The sequence below is a fragment of the Sphingomonas sp. ASY06-1R genome (assembly GCF_052180265.1).
Lineage (GTDB): Bacteria > Pseudomonadota > Alphaproteobacteria > Sphingomonadales > Sphingomonadaceae > Sphingomonas_I.
Window position 1 is genome coordinate 2,377,498 of sequence record NZ_CP197464.1, and the last position, 18,076, is coordinate 2,395,573.

At 63.7% G+C, this 18,076-nt stretch carries 12 protein-coding genes; 6 read left to right on the plus strand and 6 right to left on the minus strand.

The window, feature by feature from the left end; all coding sequences use genetic code 11:
• Positions 1–42: 42 nt before the first annotated feature.
• The gene (locus ACSBM8_RS11510) at positions 43–2,610 is read right to left on the minus strand and encodes a TonB-dependent receptor domain-containing protein (protein ID WP_442678161.1); all 2,568 of its coding nucleotides are present in this window, start codon (positions 2,608–2,610) and stop codon (positions 43–45) included.
• Positions 2,611–2,843: 233 nt separating this feature from the next.
• Here ACSBM8_RS11510 and ACSBM8_RS11515 point away from each other — a divergent pair, with 233 nt between their 5' ends.
• The 3 genes from ACSBM8_RS11515 (at position 2,844) to treA (ending at position 6,733) form a co-directional block, all read left to right on the plus strand.
• Entirely contained in the window at positions 2,844–3,887 is a 1,044-nt protein-coding gene (locus ACSBM8_RS11515; RefSeq protein WP_442678162.1) for a LacI family DNA-binding transcriptional regulator, read from the plus strand.
• A gap of 114 nt (positions 3,888–4,001) precedes the next feature.
• Positions 4,002–5,246 carry an MFS transporter gene (locus ACSBM8_RS11520; RefSeq protein WP_442678163.1) on the plus strand — a complete coding sequence of 415 codons (1,245 nt, stop codon included), beginning with the start codon at positions 4,002–4,004 and terminating at the stop codon, positions 5,244–5,246.
• Complete coding sequence (gene treA, locus ACSBM8_RS11525; RefSeq protein ID WP_442678164.1) at positions 5,243–6,733, plus strand: alpha,alpha-trehalase TreA; 1,491 nt, start codon at positions 5,243–5,245, stop codon at positions 6,731–6,733. The genes ACSBM8_RS11520 and treA overlap by 4 nt, the downstream gene beginning before the upstream one ends.
• A 9-nt stretch (positions 6,734–6,742) precedes the next feature.
• On the opposite strand, the gene dgcN is transcribed toward treA, so the two are convergent.
• The 3 genes from dgcN to ACSBM8_RS11540 all read right to left on the minus strand — a co-directional run bounded on the left by dgcN (position 6,743) and on the right by ACSBM8_RS11540 (position 11,785).
• Positions 6,743–7,759 (minus strand): N-acetyltransferase DgcN, encoded by a 1,017-nt coding sequence (gene dgcN, locus ACSBM8_RS11530; protein ID WP_442678165.1) that lies wholly within the window; start codon positions 7,757–7,759, stop codon positions 6,743–6,745.
• An 89-nt stretch (positions 7,760–7,848) separates the two neighbouring features.
• A complete protein-coding gene (locus ACSBM8_RS11535) occupies positions 7,849–8,733 on the minus strand; it encodes a LysR family transcriptional regulator (RefSeq protein WP_442678166.1) in 885 nt (294 codons plus the stop codon).
• A gap of 139 nt (positions 8,734–8,872) precedes the next feature.
• On the minus strand, positions 8,873–11,785 hold the full coding sequence (locus tag ACSBM8_RS11540) for a TonB-dependent receptor plug domain-containing protein (protein WP_442678167.1): 2,913 nt from the start codon (positions 11,783–11,785) through the stop codon (positions 8,873–8,875).
• Between the two features lie 473 nt (positions 11,786–12,258).
• Here ACSBM8_RS11540 and ACSBM8_RS11545 point away from each other — a divergent pair, with 473 nt between their 5' ends.
• Positions 12,259–14,649, plus strand: coding sequence for a penicillin acylase family protein (locus ACSBM8_RS11545; RefSeq protein WP_442678168.1), 2,391 nt, complete (start codon positions 12,259–12,261; stop codon positions 14,647–14,649).
• Positions 14,650–14,742: 93 nt separating this feature from the next.
• A complete protein-coding gene (locus ACSBM8_RS11550) occupies positions 14,743–16,386 on the plus strand; it encodes an inorganic phosphate transporter (protein WP_442678169.1) in 1,644 nt (547 codons plus the stop codon).
• A 4-nt stretch (positions 16,387–16,390) separates the two neighbouring features.
• Here ACSBM8_RS11550 and ACSBM8_RS11555 read toward each other — a convergent pair whose 3' ends face one another.
• Entirely contained in the window at positions 16,391–16,909 is a 519-nt protein-coding gene (locus ACSBM8_RS11555) for a YceD family protein (protein WP_442678170.1), read from the minus strand.
• On the minus strand, positions 16,906–17,424 hold the full coding sequence (locus ACSBM8_RS11560) for a ubiquinol-cytochrome C chaperone family protein (protein ID WP_442678171.1): 519 nt from the start codon (positions 17,422–17,424) through the stop codon (positions 16,906–16,908). The genes ACSBM8_RS11555 and ACSBM8_RS11560 overlap by 4 nt, the downstream gene beginning before the upstream one ends.
• A gap of 157 nt (positions 17,425–17,581) precedes the next feature.
• Here ACSBM8_RS11560 and ACSBM8_RS11565 point away from each other — a divergent pair, with 157 nt between their 5' ends.
• Entirely contained in the window at positions 17,582–18,052 is a 471-nt protein-coding gene (locus ACSBM8_RS11565; RefSeq protein ID WP_442678172.1) for an outer membrane protein assembly factor BamE, read from the plus strand.
• The last annotated feature ends 24 nt before the right edge of the window (positions 18,053–18,076 follow it).

Here is an 18,076-nt window from a genome sequence, read left to right on the forward strand (position 1 = left end):
ATCAATCAGCGGCCGGGCATAAGCACCGGCCGCCGAGCGGGGTCACATCCTGAACGTGACCGTTGCCAAGGCGTTACGGCCGGCAATTGCGCGGCCATAGAAGAAACCATCAACGATCTGCTGGGTCTGGCCCTGCCGCGGATTACCCTCGGTAAAGCCCTTTGCGTTCGTCAAATTGTCGACGCTGATGCCGACCGCGATCTGCGGCGTCACGTTGACGTTCGCACCGATCGAGAAGACGTTATAGCTTGGCAGTGCGATGCCGTTGCCGGAATCGGCGAACACCTTGCCGATATATTTCCAGCGCCCGTACACCTCACCCAGGCCGTTCGGGAGAACGAAAGACGGCGTGACGGTCAGCAACTTCTTGGGCGTACGCTCAGGCGTATTGCCCTCATAGCCCGGCTGCGTGACGCCATCGAAACGCAGATTGTTGAGCTTCGGATCCTGATAGACGCCGGTCACATCAAGGCTGAAGAAGCTGACCGGCTTGAAGGTCGCATCGACCTGGATACCGTTGGTCTTGTTGTTAGCCAGCGCATTGCCCGCCACCGCCGGATTGTCCGGATTGATGAACTGGTAGGACTGGTTCTTGAAGATGGTGCGGAAGCCGACCACCGATGCCGAGATGCCCCGCGTCTGGAAGCGGACGCCGCCTTCGTACAGCGTCAGATCGGTCGGCGCGTGCGTACCGCCCGTATCGCCGCCATTGGTCTGGAAGCCGCGCGCGCCGCGCACATAGAGCGAGACGTTGCGGGTCAGCTCGTAATTGATGCCGGCGGTATAGGCCGTATCCTCATAGCTGCTTTCAAGATGGGTATAGGTGCCGTCGAACGTGCTGCCGACATCCCCCGCCAATCCTGGCGTTCCTGGCAACACACCTTGGTTGGGGATGACCGTATTGCCGATGTTGACCGATACATCCTGCCATTCATGCCGCACGCCGAAGTCGATGTGCAGCTTGTCGCCGATCTTCAATTCGTCGTTAAAGTAGGTGGAATAGCTGTTGACGCGATCGTTGAAGAGGCCCTGGCCCCAATTGCCATAGCTCAACATGCCGTTGTTGGTGAGCTGACCGAGCACCGCGCCCGATCCATTCAGCGCGACCAGATCGTAGATGTGCGAATTGTTCGACACGCCGTTGATCAGCGTGGCAACCGCCGACTGATCATTCTTCCGGCGCACATTGTAGAACATCGCGCCGACCGTGAGCGAGTTATCGAGGTTGCCGCCATGCGCATCCCAGCGCAGGCCGACATCGCTGCCGAAATCCTTGGTCGCGAGCGTCTGATGGTTGAGCACGGTCTGCTGGAGCAACCCGTTGCCGTTCAGGCCGTTGAGCGTCGCCGTATCGGAGCCCGGGATGATCTGCCCCGTCAGCGTGTCGCGCAAACCGAATTGGGTCGTGCCGGCAAAGGTGCTGCGGCCCGAAGCCAGCACATCCTTAACCGGCGAGGTGCCCTCGTTCAGATACGTGGCGGCAGAAGCGAGGCCCGCCGTGCCGGAGCCGCTGCCGGGGAAGATGCCGTTAAAGTCATATTTGCCGTCGAGATAGCGCGCATGGCCGAACAAGGTCAGCCCTTCGGTCACCGGCTTCTCGATATCGATGCGATAGGTGTTGGAGGTCGTGTGGATACCGCGATCGCCGCGGAAGGTACGCAGCGTCCTGCCGGTGAACGACGAAACCGGTACGTCGATCCGCTCGAAGCCTTCGCCCAGCACATTGTCGCGCTTGAGGTTCAGGCCGGGGATGCTGCTGATCTTGCCGCTGGAGCTGACCGCGAACGGCATGTCGGCGTAATAGGGGTCCTTCTCGTCGCGGCGCTGATAGCTGACGCGGATGAAGCCATCGTCGCCCAGCTTCTGCTCGAGCGCGCCCTTGATCTGGTAGCTGTTGTAACGGAACGGCGATTTGCGCTGGCCCTTTTGCGACCAATAATAGCCGCTCAGATTGAAGGCGAGGCGATCGGTGAGCGGCGCCGAAACATAGGCGTCGCCGCGATAGTCATTGTAGGTCGTACCCTGGACCCGCGCCGCGACGACGAGCTTGTCGAAACTGGGCTTGGCCGAGATGAAGTTGATCGTCGCGCCAGCACCATTTGGGGACAGGATGCCGGACGTGCCGCCTTCGACCGCTTCCATGCGATCGACCGACAGATCCTGCTGGAAATAGAAATCGGCGCCGCCGCCGCCATACAGGATCGGCATGCCGTCCTGCTCGATCTGGATGAACGTCTGCGCACCGCCGCGCAGGCCACGCACCGAATAATTGTTCGAAGCCGGGCCGGCCGTGCCTTCGACATAGATGCCGGGTACCAGTTCCAGCGTCTCCGCGACCGAGCGCGGCGCCTTGCGCTGCAGATCGGCGCTGCTGGCGAGCGTTACGTTTGACGAGGAGTTGAACAATGTCCGCTTGCCGGAGGTATTGCCGGTGACCACGATCTCTTCCAACGCGGAGCCGTCCGCGCCGGCAGGCGCTGCAGCAGGCTCGGCCGGCGTGGTGGCGGCGGGCGCATCCGGCGCCTGGGGAGCGGCCTCTTGCGCATAGGCTGGCGCACAGATGAGCATTGCGCTTCCCGCCAACAGCATGAATTTCGGCAAATTGGTCACGACGGCCTCTCCTGAACTTTGTTCTCAACGGTCGCGGCGCCCGCAAATATGCGGAACCGGTTCCCTTACGTCCACGCCGCGCCATCATTGCCGGGACTCGTCGGTCTTTCGGCCACGGACACCACCGCGATTCCGTCACCGCTAAAATTCTATGAAATGCTTTTCAAGAGTAATTTTCAGAGCCGCTTCCGTTGGGTGCTTGCAGCCGCCGGGAGCGCTGCTACCACTATAAGATGAACGAAGCCGCTCCCCGCACGAACAGGAAGAGCCCGGCCGGCGGCGAAACCCGGCTGACGATGCAGGATATTGCGCGGCTGGCGAACGTCTCGACACCGACCGTCTCGCGCGTTCTGAACGACAGTCCGCTCGTGACCGGTGAAACGCGTGAGCGCGTGCTGGAGGTGGCGCGGCGGCATGGTTATGCGGTGAACCGCAACGCGCAGAAACTGCGGCAGGCGCGCACCAATACCATCGCCGTGATGCTGGATTTCGGTTCGCACCGGCATGGCGCGATCGGCGACCCGTTCGTGTTCGAGCTGCTGGCGGGCGTCTCCGAAGCCTTGTCGATCCGCAATCAGGAGCTGCTTCTCTCGCCCCCCGGCATGGAGGATGCGCGCGCCTTTTCGGATTTCTTCCAGGCCCGCGGCGCGGACGGTTTCATCGTCCTGGGCCAGGGCACGCGCCACGCCATGCTGCGGGCGGTATCGCGGACCAACGTTCCGCTCGTGGTATGGGGCGCGGTGTCGCCCGATGCCGGCTATTGCGCGATCGGCAGCGACAATGTCGCGGGCGGGCGCCTCGCAGGCGAGCATTTTCTCAGCCGGGGCCGGCAGCGCTGGCTGTTCATCGGCGATACCCGTCATGAGGAATTGCGCCTGCGTTACGAGGGCCTGTGCCTTGCCGCCAAGGAGCAGGCAGATGTTTCGATCGATCTGCTGGCCATCGCATCGATGGCGTTCACCGCAACGGCCGAAACGGTAACGGATTATCTGCGCGACGCCCCGCCCCCGGATGCGGTCTTTGCCTTTTCCGACACTGCGGCCATGGCGGCGATCGGCGCGTTCAAGGCGCGCGGGCTGACCGCACCACGCGAATATTCGCTGGTCGGCTATAACAATATTCCGCCCGCCGCGCATTTCAGCCCTGCCCTGACCACGATCGAGCAAAAGACGGATGTCGCGGGCGCCCTGCTGGTGGAGAAACTGATGCAGCTGATCGATGGCGGCCGATCCCGCTCGGTCATGCTGCCGACGCGGATCGTCGTGCGCGAAACATAAAACCGCTCACCGATGTTGACGTTGAAAAGCATTTCATAATCGGTATCAAAGCGCCGACGGATGCTGCATCCGCGGAGGCGAGGATCCACCCGACATGATGCCGACTTTGCCAAGATGGCAGTGACGCGCCCGATCAGCTCGCGGATCTACACGATCGCGGCCCTTGCCTTCGCTTATGCCATCCTTGGCATCATGATGAACAGCGTCGGCGTCGTGATCCTGCAGTCGATTCAGCATCTTGGCGCGACCAAGCCGATGGGATCGCTGCTGGAGGCGTGCAAGGATCTCTCGGTCGTTGCAGCCTCCTTCCTGCTTGCCACACGGGTGGCGGCGTTCGGTTTTCGCCGCACCATGATCCTCGCCCTGCTGGTCATGGCCGCTGCCTGCCTCGCGGCATCGTTCGTGGGCACCTTCGTCGCCATGCAATTGCTGTTCGTGGCGACCGGGCTGTGTTTCGGCGTCGTCAAGGTGGCTACCTATTCGACCATCGGCCTGTTGGCGCGCGATCGGCAGGACCATGCCAGCATCACCGGCACGATCGAGGGTGCCTTCATGATCGGCGTGCTCGCCGGCATGTGGATTTTCGCCGGCTTCATCGCCGCCGATCGCCAAGGCACCGCGTGGCTGCACGTTTATTGGCTGATTGCGGGCTTATGCCTGTTGAGCGCGCTTTCGTGGGCGACCCTTTCACTCGACGAGAGCGGTGCAGCGGGATCGCACGCGCAGGCGGGATGGCGCGAGATGCTGGGTCTCGCCGTGCTGCCGGCCACCGTCGTCGCGCTAATCGCGCTCTTCCTCTACGTGCTGATCGAACAGGGCGTCGGCAGCTGGTTGCCGACGTTCAACAGCGAAGTGCTGCGTCTGCCGGCGGCGATGAGCGTGCAGATGTCGACCATCTTCACGGCATCGCTGGCGGTCGGCCGGCTCGGCTCGGGGGTTGTCCTGCGCAAATTCCACTGGCTGCCGGTGCTGCTGACCTGCCTTGCCGCCATCGCGATCCTGATCCTCATCTCGCTGCCGCTCGCGCACGGTGTCGTGCCGCGCGCCGATATCGGCTGGGCCAGCGCGCCGGTCGCCGCCTATCTTTTTCCGCTGCTTGGCATTTTCCTGGCACCGATCTACCCGACCCTCTGCTCGGTCGCGCTAAGCGCGCTACGACGCCCCAGCCATCCGGCGATGGTGGGCCTGATCGTCATCTTCTCCGCGCTCGGCGGCACATTGGGATCCTTCATCACGGGGATGCTGTTCCAACATCTTCCCGGCGCGATCGCTTTCTATTTCCTGCTGGTCCCTTTGACGCTGATCGCGCTGGTGCTGCCGGCAATCCGCCGCCGCAGTCAGGGGGTTGCCGCAGCATGACCATTTTGCCGCCGTCCGCGCTGTTCGGCCCGATCTTCCGTGCCGTGCAGGAGCAGGGATTATATCCGGATTCCAAATCTTTCGCGGACGCTATTCCGTTACGTTCGAGCGAGGACATATTGGCGGAGTGGGCCGCCACATGCCCACGCGCCCAGCCCGATCTGGCGCGCTTCATCGCGCGCAACTTCGCCTTGCCGGGCGAAGGGCATGAAGGACTGTCGGGCACGGGCGCCATGGCCGATCATATCCATGCGCTCTGGCCTGTCCTGACGCGTCGGCAGGACGAAAGCGCGGCCGCATCATCGCAGATCGCCCTGCCCCGTCCCTTCGTCGTCCCCGGCGGACGCTTCCGCGAACTCTATTATTGGGACGCGTATTTCACCGCTTTGGGTCTGGTCCGTTCGGGGCGCCACGATCTGGTGGACGATATGATCGTGAACTTCGGCAGCCTGCTCGATCGCTTCGGGCACATCCCCAACGGGACGCGCAGCTATTATCTGAGCCGTTCACACCCCCCGCTCTTCTATCTGATGGCGGGACTTTCCCGGGATCGCAGCGATGAGAGCCGCCGCAGCCGGCTGCGCTGGATGCAAATCGAACATCGTTTCTGGATGGATGGGGCTGAGCAGCTGGCACCCGGCAGCGAAGCGCTCCGTGTCGTCCGGCTGGCCGATGGCGCGCTGCTCAACCGGTACTGGGACGATGTTGACCAGCCGCGCGACGAATCCTGGCGGGAAGACGTGGCGCTGGCCGATGGGCTGCCCGAAGCCTCCCAGCGTCGTCTCTGGCGAGACCTGCGCGCCGCGGCGGAAAGCGGCTGGGACTTCAGTTCGCGCTGGCTGGGCGACGGCCACAATCTGGCATCGATACGAACGACACGCCTGGTTCCGATCGATCTCAACTGCCTCCTGCACGGCCTGGAGCAGACGATCGCGGAGGAAGCGGATGCGCTTGGTAACAAGGATCTGGCACAATCCTTTGCGACACGCGCACGCCATCGGGCGGCGGCGATCAACCATCACCTCTGGAATGACGCGGCCGGCTTCTTCGCGGACTACGATCTCGATCAATGCGGTGTCACCAACCAACTCACCGCCGCAACCTCATTTCCTCTATTCACAGGCATTTGCCCGGCGGAACGCACAATCCACGTGAAGAGCGCCGTAGGGCAGCTAGTCCGCGATGGCGGGCTGCTCACCACCCTGAATCCAAGCGGTCAGCAATGGGACGCTCCCAATGGCTGGGCACCGTTGCAGTGGATCGCAGTCGCCGGCCTCCGCCGCTACGGCTTCACCGATCTTGCCGACCAAATCGCCCACCGCTGGGTGACCATGGTGGACGAACATTATCGTGCCAGCGGCGTCTTCCTGGAAAAATATGACGTCGAGCGACGCGGGCCGGGCGCGGGCGGCGAATATGTTACCGAGACGGGCTTCGGCTGGACGAACGGTGTGACGCTGGAACTTCTGGCCGACACACCTCAATAGCTGCGCCGGTCAGGCGTGCACGGCCGGCGCACGCAGCAGCCCGTCGAGGATCGGCTCGACGCCGAACCGGTACGGATCGGAACAGGGCAGGCCCATGTCGTCGGCGGTGCGGGCGCATAGGATCCGCGCCTCTTCCTCCGCGAGCGTCGACGTATTGAGCGCAATGCCAACCGCGCGGACCGCGGGGTTGGTCAGCCGCGCGACCTGCAAATTGGCGGCCAAGCACTCCGCCATGTCGGGCAAGTGATAATGCGGCAGGCCGCGCATATGCGCCCGGCCTGGCTCATGGCACAAAACCAGCGCATCCGGCTGGGCACCGTGCAGCAGACCGGTGGAGACACCGGCGAAGGAAGGATGAAATAGCGATCCCTGCCCCTCGATCAGGTCCCACCCGCCGTCGGTGCGCTCGGGCGAAAGCTGCTCGATCGCGCCCGCGATGAAATCGGCGACCACGGCATCGAGCGGCACGCCGTCGCCGGCAATGAGAATGCCGGTTTGCCCGGTCGCGCGGAAATCCGCCGCGATGCCACGCTTGCGCAGGCCCTGGGTCAGGCACAACGTCGCGTACATTTTACCGATCGAGCAATCGGTGCCGACGGTCAGCAACCGATTGCCCGCGCGCTTCCTGCCGTTGCCGACGGGAATGTCGGGCCGGGGATCGCGCACGTCGTGCAGCGTGCGGCCCAGTCGCTGCGCCGTCGCCACCAGCCGTGGTTCGTCCTTCAGCCGCTGATGCAGGCCGGACGCAATGTCGAGGCCGGCTTCCATCGCCGCAATCGCATCCAGGATCAGATCTTCGCCCAGCTTGCCGCCGGCATTGGCGATGCCGAGCACCAGCGTCCGCGCGCCAGCCGCGACGCCGGCCGCGAAATCCATGCGCGGGAGGCCAAGCGTCAGGCCGCTATCGTCGTGGCGAAACTCCCCCACGCAAACCTCCGGCCGGAAGACGGCGAGTCCGCGGGAGGTTTTGATCCCGGCGGGATCGTTCGAGTGACCCAGATAGAGAAGATAGGGCGTGGCGATCATGAAGGGGTCCGCATCGTCAGGGGATTTCCGCTTTATCGCTGCGCCTCGGCAAACCCAATTCTCTGCGCCACGCGCCCTATAGCGCGCGGCTATGGCTCGTCGATCAGGGTCGCCAGCCGGTCGAGAAATTCGGAAGCCATGCGCGTGGGCGGACGATCCTGCATATAGACGGCGTTGATATCGAAGGTGATGGCCGGCTGCAGCGGCCGGGTTGCCAGGCCCTCCGTCATCGAGGCCTGGGCCGTGAAATTATCGACGATCGCCATGCCGACCCCCGCGCGGACGAGCGCGGCGGCGACATAATATGTACGCGCCGATGCCACTTCGTCGAGCACGACCCCGAGGTGGTCCAGCTCGCTCGAGAGGATCCGGCCGATCGGGCCGCCCTGGATCGGGCTGATGAACTTATGATCCTGCAAACTGGCGAGGTGGATACGCGGCGGCGCATTGGGAAAGTCCTGCTCGCGGTAAAGCACCACCAGCTCGCCCTCCCCGATCACCTGATGCCCGACCGGCGCGGTGGCGGGCACCTCAAAGCTGATCGCGATATCCGTCTCGCGCTCATAGAGTTTCCGCACCATTTCGTCATGATGAAGCGTCTGCAGATCGAACAACAAGTCCTTGTGATCGTGCATGAAGGCCGCCACCGCCTCCGGGATTGCGCGCAGACCGAGAGAGGGCAGCGCCGACACCCGCAGCAGGCTGCCCCGCCCCAGCCGCAAATTGTGGCAGGCCTGACGCAGCGAGCGCACCCGATCCTGGATATCGGAGACTTCGGCGAACAGCGCGCGGGCATCGTCGGTCGGGATCAACCGGCCGCGGGCACGCTCGAACAAGGGCAGCCCGATCGAACTTTCGGCGTGGCGCAGCACTTTCGTAACGGAGGGCTGCGAGACGTTGAGCGCCCGCGCCGCCGCACTGACGGTGCCGTGCAGGTAGACAGCGTGGAAGACTTCGATCTGACGCAGGTTCATTCAGGACCCTCGGCGACGACACCCGCGACCTGGGCGCCCGACGATCAGCCTATCGGCCCGCAAGCCTAATATGCAAAATAATAGGGCGCCGCACAGCCGTCCGGCCGCACGACGCCCCATCGATTTCAGGCGAGGATGATCAGCGCAGCTCGAAGCGGACGCCCACGCGGAAGGTCCGCCCGAGCAGATCCGAATAGGTGCTGTTCGCCGCCAGGCCGGTTTCGGGCAGCAACATCGGCCCCTTGTTGAAGAGGTTGGTGACGTTGATGAAGAATTCGGCGTTGGATTCGCCGCTGACCGCCACCTTCTGCGTCAGGTTGAGATCGACGTAGAACAAACCCTTGATGTGGGTATCGTCATAGGTCGGGAAGGTGACCGTGGAGAGCGGGCAGCCCGTCTGACATTCGATGGCCGTCGCGCTATATTTGCCGGCACTTACACCACGTCCAACCGCCGTGATTGACGTCGTCGGCGTCTCGAAGCTGAGGCTGCCGCGGAAGATCCATTTTGGCGTGCTATATTGGCCGCCATTGATGCCCACGGTGTTGACGATTGCCGCTCCGGCGACGCCGTTATCAACGATATTGTCGATGTAGCGCGTCGCCATTCCGCGCAGCATGATATTGGCCTTGCTGCCGACGGGCTGACGATAGGAGGCCTCAAAGTCGAGACCCCGTACCAATTGGCTAGCCGCATTGAACGGCTGGGTGCGGAATAGCAGATAGGGCTGGCCCGGTGTCGATCGGGCGGGATCCTGGCTATAGGCATCGCAGAATTGCTGCTGCCCGACCGCGCAGAGATTGATGATATCCTGCGCCCCAAAGCTGGTGATGCCCTTGGTGATCCGCATCCGGAAATAATCGACCGAGGCATTGAACCGCGAGAGGAAGCGCGGCGACAGCACCGCCCCGATCGTCCAGCTGTTCGAGATTTCCGGCTTCAGATTGACGTTGCCGGTGGCATTGGCCGAATAGCTGTAACTCGCCGGACCGTTGGCGCCGTCGGACGTGTAGAGCGGGTTACGCACGGAATCGCTGTTTGCCGATCCGGCCTGATACAGTTCATTCAGATTGGGCGCGCGAATGTCGCGCGAGCGGACGACGCGGAAGCGGATGTCCTCGATCGGCTGCCAGGTGGCGCCGGCCTTCCAGGTCGTGACGTAACCGGCGGTAGAATAATCGGTCGCGCGGACGGCGCCGTTGAACTCGAGACCCAGGCCAAGCGGTACGACCGTCTCGAGATAGGCTTCCTTCACACTATAATGGCCGTTCGTCGGAAGATAATTGCCGACCGACCAGGTATTCGACGTGGCCGGTCGGCCATTGGCATCGACCGTGATCTTCGGTTGGAATTCCACCGGCACGAAGCCCTTGATCCGCTCCTCGCGCCATTCGCCGCCGACAGCGACACTCACGTCGCCGGCCCAGGTTGCGAAGGGTGTCAGCGACAGGTTGATGCCGGCATTCTTCTGCTCGACGACTTCCTTGCGATAGGGCGAGCCCAGAACATAGGCGATCGCCGCCGGATCGGCGACACCGAGACCCAGGCGGTTCAGCGGCAGGCAGCCCTTGTCATCATTGGTCGTGCTGGCATCGACATTGATCCGGCACTGGATCGAACCGGCAGCATAGCCGCCGCTATTGCCCGCCGGCGCAAAAACGGCGTCGCTGGCGTTGTTGATGCGGGCCACATTCTGGATGTTGGTGAGCTGCTCGCGCAATTCGGCGCGGCCATATTGACCGAAGACGTTCCAATGCGCGGCGTTACCGAAAGCATTGAACTCGCCATCGGCGCCGACAACGTAGCGCTGTACCTTGCGACGGTTATTCACGCCGCGATACGGCAGATCGGCCGAAGTCGTGCCGAGCGTCGCCGTGGTGACGCCGGCAAGACGTGCCGCACCAAGCGCATTGATCAAATAGGCATTATCGCCCCGCAACGAGACCGTCTGCAGATTGGGGCCTGCGTTGAAGACGATATGCTGCTGATTGTAGGATGCTTCACCGAACAGCTCGATGCCGTCAGCAATGTCGTAGCTCAGCCGGCCATAGAAGCCGTAGCGATCATCGCGCGGGTCCAGGCCGATGCGCCTGCCGGAATCGTTCACCTGCCAGCTTCCGCCCTGCGTGAGCGTGGGGGGCGAGCTGCCGGTCGCCGATGGGAAGGTCAGGTTGCCATATTGATATTGCAGCACCTGACCGCCCTGGCCGAAATAAAGGCCGCGCAGTGCGTTGGCAGTGGACCCAGCCGATGCCGTGATCAGGCCGCCCGGCGTCGAGTTGGCCGCGCCGACCTGACGCCGGATCAGGAATTGCGGCGTCGTGCTGCTGGCGGTCCAGTTCGGATCCTGGATGCGGACATAGCCGGTCGCATTCCAGTCGCGGTCAACGTTGAAAATGCCGTCGCGCCGCGCGACTTCGCCGTTGAGCAGGATGTGGCCGCGGCCGCCGGCGAAAGATTTGCCCAATGTGGCATCGAACGAATAATTGCCGCCGTCGCCATAGGTCGTGACACCGGCATCGCCCGACAGCTTGATGCCTACATATTTCTTGTCGAGCACGAAATTGACCACGCCGGCCACCGCGTCCGAGCCATAAGCCGCCGACGCGCCGCCGGTGACGATGTCGACGCTCTTCACCAGCGCCTGTGGAATGGTGTTGACGTCGACGAGGCCGGTAATCGTCGATGCCACCGAACGGCGCCCGTCGATCAGCACCAGCGTGCGGACTTCGCCCAGGTTGCGCAGGTTCAGCGCGTTGATGCCGGCCTGGCCGCTGCTGAGGTTGAGGCGCGAATTGGCCGGACGGGTGGATCCGGCGAGCGCCGGCTGCTGGTTGATGAAATCCGCGATATTGTTCGTGGGCGACTGATTGAGGATTTCCTCGGTCGTCAGCACGGTCAACGGCGTGGGGGACCGGAAACCGCTGCGGGCCACGCGCGATCCGGTGACGATCACGTCGCTATCGCCCGCAGCGGCGGCAGCAGCGGCGTCCTGTGGCGCAGCGGTCTGCGCGGCGGCGGGCGCACCCTGCACCAGCGCAAGGGCGGTCATCGCCAGCCCTGCTCCGGAGAGACGGCCGACACGCGCGAAAAGTCTTCCGGAAATACGCATAATCAATAACCCCCTTTTGCTGGCGATTGGCCTGCCACCGGGAAGGACTTCCCGGCATGGACGATGCGCTTGCATCGCCAGAGCCTGCCGCGAGCGCTGCTCAGCCTATGTTCCTGCCTGCCACGTCAGAGGATTATCCGGGTGAGCCATTGAGGCCCTATGTTCCCGCCATCCCTGTATTTTTGAACATGATCTTTTCAATCATGTCAGTTCCAAGACAGGAGGCTACAGGGCGACGATAGGTGGTCAATAGCGCGGGCCTAATATAATTTGACTGTGGTATAGCCTGTGGGAATGGCCCACCGCGGCACGCCCCCGATAACTTGCGGTTATGGCGCAGGCCCGGCTTACTATGCGTCCCGTAGGCCAAGTCCGATAGGGTCGCCCACGGTGATCACCTCCGAGGGCCCCTAATGATACGACGTCGCGCATTTCTCCTGGGCTCCGCTGCTGCGATCGGCGTGACGGGCGCCGGCCTTGCCCGCGGCCAGGCCAGCCTCCGCAACGGGCCGGCTCGCACCCTGCGATTGGCGGGGGCACGCGCACCGATCGAGATCCTGGAGGATGAGATGGGGATTCCCCATATCCGGGCACAGTCGAAATATGACGCATTCTTCGGCCAGGGCTATCGCGTTGCCTGCGACCGGCTGTTCCAGCTGGATCTGTCCAATCGGCGTGACCTTGGCCGCATGGCCGAGGCATTCGGGCCTGGCTTCGTTACCGCCGACCGCGCCGCCCGCTTGTTCCACTATCGTGGCGACATCGATGCAGAACTGGCGGCGCTGCCGGCCGAGGTGCTGGACTGCGCCCGCGGCTATGCCGCAGGGATCAATGCCCGCATTGCCGAGCTGGAGCGCGACCCGGGGCTGGCGCCGCTGGAATATGCCATGTTCGGGATCAAGCCGATCCGCTGGGACGTACGCGACATGGTCCGCGCCCGTGGTGGCGGCATGGGCGATGCGGATGACGAGGTGCGCCGCGCGCGATTGCAGGCACGCGGTCTGTTGCAGTTCGATCAGCTGCTGGATCCGCTACGCCCCGCCTGGAACTTCACCGTCCCGCAAGGACTCGACTGCGCAGCGGTCAGCGACGCCGACCTTGGTTACCTGCTCGATAACGTCCGCCCGCTGCCCTTCGCGGACCTTAATCTGCCGGGCTATGACCGTGAGCTCGAACGGGTGGAGCGCGCCGAGCAAGGCAGCAATGCCTGGACGATCGCGGGGTCGCGCACGGCGACGGGGCGCCCGATCCTCGCCAACGATCCGCATCTCGGCATCGGCAGCTGGAGCCCGCGCCATATCGTCCATCTGACCGCACCCGGCCTGGACGTGATCGGCGGCGGGGATCCCGGCCTGCCCGGGATCATGCAGGGCCATACCGATCACTTCGCCTTCGGCCGGACCAATTTCCACATCGACCAGACCGATCTCTTCATTCTGCAGACGCACCCGGACGATCCCGAGCGTTATTGGCACGAAGGCGGCTGGAAACGCTTCGAGACGTTCGAAGATCAGATTATCGTCAAAGGGGCACCCATCGAGCGGGTGACGCACCGTTATGCGCAGGGCCGGCCGATCGTCTCGCAGGATCGTGCACGACGGCGTGCAGTGGCGTTCGCAACCGTGTCGATGCTGCCCGGCGCGAATATGCGGTTCGCAATCCTGGCGATCAACCTGGCGCAGGACTGGCAGTCGTTGCGCGAAGCCTTCAAGCTCCATGTCTCCCCGACCAACATTCATTATGCGGACGTGCAGGGAAATACCGGCTGGCACGCCGTCGGGTATACGCCGCGACGTCCGCGCCACGACGGGCTGTTCCCGGCGCCGGGCGACGGCAGCTTCGACTGGCAAGGTCTTCTGACTGTCGACGAGATGCCGCACGTCTATAATCCAAAGGAGGGCTGGTTCGCCTCCGCCAATCAAATGAATTTGCCGGCGGATTACCCCTATAAGGAACGCATCATCAGCTTCAGCTGGAGCGATCCCTATCGCTACGATCGGGTCGCGGAAGTATTGCGGGCCCAGCCGCGGCATCGACTGGAAGACAGTATCGCCCTGCAGCACGACGTCCAGTCCCTGCCCGCACGCGCGCTGGTGACGCTGCTGCCGGCGACGCTCTCGCCGGAGGCCGCCCCGGCCGCCGCACTGCTGCGCCGCTGGAATTGCGGGATCGAAGCCGACAGCGCAGCGGCGCTGCTATATGAATTGATCATGCCCGAATTGTCGGCTGCCTTCCGCCAATTGGTCATTCCCGCCGCAGCCCAGGATCTGATCCGGTCGGTCAATCTGTCGCAGATGCTGGCGCTGCTCGCGGCGCCCGATGCGCGGCTGGGCGCCGATCCGGCTACGGCGCGCGATGCACTGATCGATCGCGCGCTCGCGGCGGGATGGAGCAAGGCGCTCAAACTGGGCGGGCCGGATCCGAGCCAATGGCGCTGGGGCGACCTTCACCGCGTGGCGATCGCGCATCCCGTGTCGATGCTCCCGCCGATCGCGGCGGCTTTTCCCAAGATCGAGGGCGGTCGATCGGGTGGCGACGGCACAACCGTGATGGCCCGCGGCGTCAGCCCGGCACGAAGCTTCAACGTGATGCACGGCGCAAGCTATCTGTTCGTCGCCGACGTCGGCGCCTGGGACAATACGCGCTACCTGCTGCTACCCGGCCAATCCAACGATCCGCGCTCGCCTTATTATCGGAATTTCTACGGCGAGTGGCTCGCGGGCAGGATGCGCCCCTTATGGTTCAGCAAGGCGGCCGTGGATGCGCAGTGCGTCAGTCGCAGCATCGTGGTCCCGACACGCTGAGGCAGACTTTGCCGGCAACATGCCCCGACTGTCATCGTCCTGTCATCTCATCCGATCAAGGGGATGATGCCGGGGGGCGATCAGGAGACGTCAATGGCCAGCAGCGCCCTCGCGACGGAAAGTCCCGCCAAAGGCTCTGGCAAGCTCGATCATAAGGTCCACCCCCTGGCGGCGAGCCTGTTCATGGCCGTGCTGGCGGCCGGGCTGATCTTTGCCGGCTATAATATTTTCAACGACACCGCGCATTCCGGCCAACCGCTCGCCATAGGTGCGTTTCTCTTCCTTGGCCTGGCGCTGATCATCGCCCTTGGCTTCGAATTCGTGAACGGTTTTCACGACACCGCCAATGCGGTCGCCACCGTCATATACACCAACTCCCTGGCCCCGGTCGTCGCCGTCCTCTGGTCGGGCTGCTGGAACTTCATCGGCGTGATCGTCTCGACGGGCGCCGTCGCTTACTCGATCATCACGCTGCTGCCGGTCGAACTGATCCTGCATGTCGGCAGCGCCGGCGGGTTCGCGATGATCTTCGCCCTGTTGCTGGCCGCGGTGGTGTGGAATCTCGGTACCTGGTGGCTGGGGCTGCCCAATTCGTCTAGCCACGCTCTGATCGGATCGATCCTGGGTGTCGGTCTTGCCAATCAGCTCCTTGCGGGCGGCGCAGGCGGAACGTCGGGCGTCGAGTGGAGCCAGGCCGAAAGCGTCCTGCTGACATTGCTCGTCAGCCCGGTGATCGGCTTCGTCGGCGCGATGCTGCTGCTGTGGGGCATGAAACGGGTCGTGCGTGATCCTGGTCTCTATAAGGAGCCCGTCGGCGATACCCCGCCGCCATGGCATATCCGCTCTCTCCTGATCTTCACCTGCACCGCCGTATCCTTCGCGCATGGCGGCAATGACGGGCAGAAGGGCATGGGGCTGATCATGCTGATCCTGATCGGTGTCGCGCCGACAGCCTACGCCCTCAATCGCACGATGCCCGACAGTTCCACCCCGGCCTTTATCCAGGCTGTCGATGGCGCTCACACGATCTTCGCACCGCGCGCCAACGGCGTCGCACCGATGACATCGAAGGCCGCCTCGGACACGCTTACGACCGCCCTGCGCACGCATCAGGCAGAGCGGCCGCAAGTCTATGCCGCGCTGGACCGCGTCTCGGCCGATATTGTCCGGGAGCTGAAGAGCTATGGCGCGATCGCCCACGTCCCGGCGGCGGCAACGCCCAACCTGCGCAACCAGATGTATCTGGTCTATGATACGCTGCGCCTGCTGACGAAGGACGCGGAAAAGGCGAAGAACGACTTTCCCAATGGCGGCGACAAGACGCTCAAAACTTATGAGACGCTGCTGGAGAAGGGGACACGCTTCATCCCCACCTGGGTCAAGATCTCGGTCGCGCTGGCCTTGGGCCTGGGCACGATGGTGGGATGGAAAAGGATCGTCGTCACCGTTGGCGAAAAGATCGGCAAGACGCACCTGACCTACGGCATGGGCGCCGCTGCGGAGCTGATGGCAGCCAGCACGATCCTACTGGCTCAGTTCAAGGGCATGCCCGTATCGACCACGCACATCCTCTCCAGCGGCGTCGCGGGCGCGATGGCGGGGAACGGATCGGGCGTTCAGGTCAGCACGGTGCGCAACATCGCGCTCGCCTGGCTCACCACCCTGCCCGCGGCGATGGCGATTGCCGGTGTCCTCTATGTGATCTTCCTGCAGATCGCGAAGATGATCACCGTCTGATCCCCTACAACTTGTCCTTCAGCGCCTTCAACGCGGCGAACGGGCCGGCGTCTTCCTCGGGGAGGACGCCGGCTTCGCGCAAAGCATGCTCGGCATCGGGCGCGCGGGGAAAGGGATCGAGCGCCAGCGCCAGCGTCTGTGCCACCGCCTCCCCCAGATCGATGGCGCTGCCTTCATAGAAAATCTCGTCGAGGTCGCCTTCGCCAAGCTCCATTTCCTCGTCGGCATCGTCGCTGGCGGGTATCGGTACGAAGCGTAGCGTGAAGGCTTCCGCCACCGACGCCGGAACCGGATTGCCGCTCGCAACGCAGCTCTGCACCACCTTTGCCTTGAGCCGGCCGGTCGCCACCACGATGTCGCCGTCGCGCACCAGATCCGCGCTCGCCTCAAGCCGGTTGATCTCGATCAGATCAAAGCGCTGTGCCAGCGCGGCGCGCTCCGCCTCGTCGGCGGTCACCGTCATAGCGCGCGGCGTGCCGCCAACTTCATCGAGCCGCACGGGGCGGGAAAATTCGGGTGTCATGCGGGCCAACTCCCCTGGACCAAAGCAGGCGCGGGCGTTGCCGCCAGCCTTGTATGCAACCAGCTGAGCCCGTCCCGAACCACCGCCATGGCGGATGGATCAGGCTGCACGCCACGATAGATATTGCGCTGGATCGCCTCTTCCAAATCCCCGCCAGCAAACGCCGCACGGAACGCGCCCAGGCGTCCGCCAAGGGCGCCCATCATCCGGCCGATATGCTTGCCCACGATGATGTCGCCGATGCCGCGCTCACGCAACTGGCCATCCATATCCTCCACGAAGAGCTCGGTCAGAAAGGCGGACGCGCTTCGCGCGCTTTCGCCCTCCTCCTCCAGGCGCAGCAGCACCAGACTGAGAATCGCGGCTACCATATCGAACCGTCCATCCAACGTATCGGGCACGCCGCCTTCGCGATACCAGGCCGGAAGGCGCGCTTCGGCGATGATTGCGCGATAAAGCGGCGCCATCTTTTCGCGCTCCGCGCGTCCGAACAGACGACGCCATAATCCTATCATTCACCGCATCTCCCTGCCCGCGACTTGCGGAGCCTGTTGGCGCCGCATATTGAGGCGACCGCGCGCGGTTGCAATCCCGACGCGTGAGACTGGTCGCTCAGGCTGAGTTCAGCCGTGGGCAGTCAGGATCAGGGATCGTCGGAAAGGGTTTTCGTACATGGCAGCATCGATCAAGCGCGGGGCGATCGCTGCGCTGGCCGTGGTGGCGCTCGGTGGCTGCGCCGAAGTGCGCGATCATAAGGGTTATGTGGTCGACACTACGCTGATCAACAGCGTGCAGCCCGGCGTCGACACCAAGGATTCGGTGATGAAGACGCTCGGCCGGCCGACGTTCGACAGCCAGTTCGATCAGGGTAACACCTGGTATTATCTGTCGCGCACGACCCGCCAGCTCGCCTTCAGCACGCCGCATCCGACCGAGCAGACGCTGCTCGCGGTGCGCTTCGCCCGCAATGGCGACGTGGCATCAGTGCAGAAAACCGGGGTCGAGACGATCCGCGACGTGCAGGTCTATGGCAAGAAGACGCCGGTTCTGGGCGCGCATCGCACCTTCTTCTCCGAACTGTTCGGCAATATTTCCGCTGGATCAAGCGATCGGGCGAGCACGGCAGACAACCCCGGCGGCTGATCTCCCCGCTCGCCGGCCCTCCGA

Excerpts from the sequence above, each read along its gene's own strand:
- treA (WP_442678164.1), top strand. The coding sequence starts at position 5,243 with ATGACCATTTTGCCGCCGTCCGCGCTGTTCGGCCCGATCTTCCGTGCC.
- ACSBM8_RS11565 (WP_442678172.1), top strand. The coding sequence starts at position 17,582 with ATGGCAGCATCGATCAAGCGCGGGGCGATCGCTGCGCTGGCCGTGGTG.
- ACSBM8_RS11540 (WP_442678167.1), bottom strand. The coding sequence starts at position 11,785 with ATGACCGCCCTTGCGCTGGTGCAGGGTGCGCCCGCCGCCGCGCAGACC.
- ACSBM8_RS11555 (WP_442678170.1), bottom strand. The coding sequence starts at position 16,909 with ATGACACCCGAATTTTCCCGCCCCGTGCGGCTCGATGAAGTTGGCGGC.
- ACSBM8_RS11520 (WP_442678163.1), top strand. The coding sequence starts at position 4,002 with ATGGCAGTGACGCGCCCGATCAGCTCGCGGATCTACACGATCGCGGCC.
- ACSBM8_RS11535 (WP_442678166.1), bottom strand. The coding sequence starts at position 8,733 with ATGAACCTGCGTCAGATCGAAGTCTTCCACGCTGTCTACCTGCACGGC.
- ACSBM8_RS11545 (WP_442678168.1), top strand. The coding sequence starts at position 12,259 with ATGATACGACGTCGCGCATTTCTCCTGGGCTCCGCTGCTGCGATCGGC.
- ACSBM8_RS11515 (WP_442678162.1), top strand. The coding sequence starts at position 2,844 with ATGAACGAAGCCGCTCCCCGCACGAACAGGAAGAGCCCGGCCGGCGGC.
- dgcN (WP_442678165.1), bottom strand. The coding sequence starts at position 7,759 with ATGATCGCCACGCCCTATCTTCTCTATCTGGGTCACTCGAACGATCCC.
- ACSBM8_RS11560 (WP_442678171.1), bottom strand. The coding sequence starts at position 17,424 with ATGATAGGATTATGGCGTCGTCTGTTCGGACGCGCGGAGCGCGAAAAG.
- ACSBM8_RS11550 (WP_442678169.1), top strand. The coding sequence starts at position 14,743 with ATGGCCAGCAGCGCCCTCGCGACGGAAAGTCCCGCCAAAGGCTCTGGC.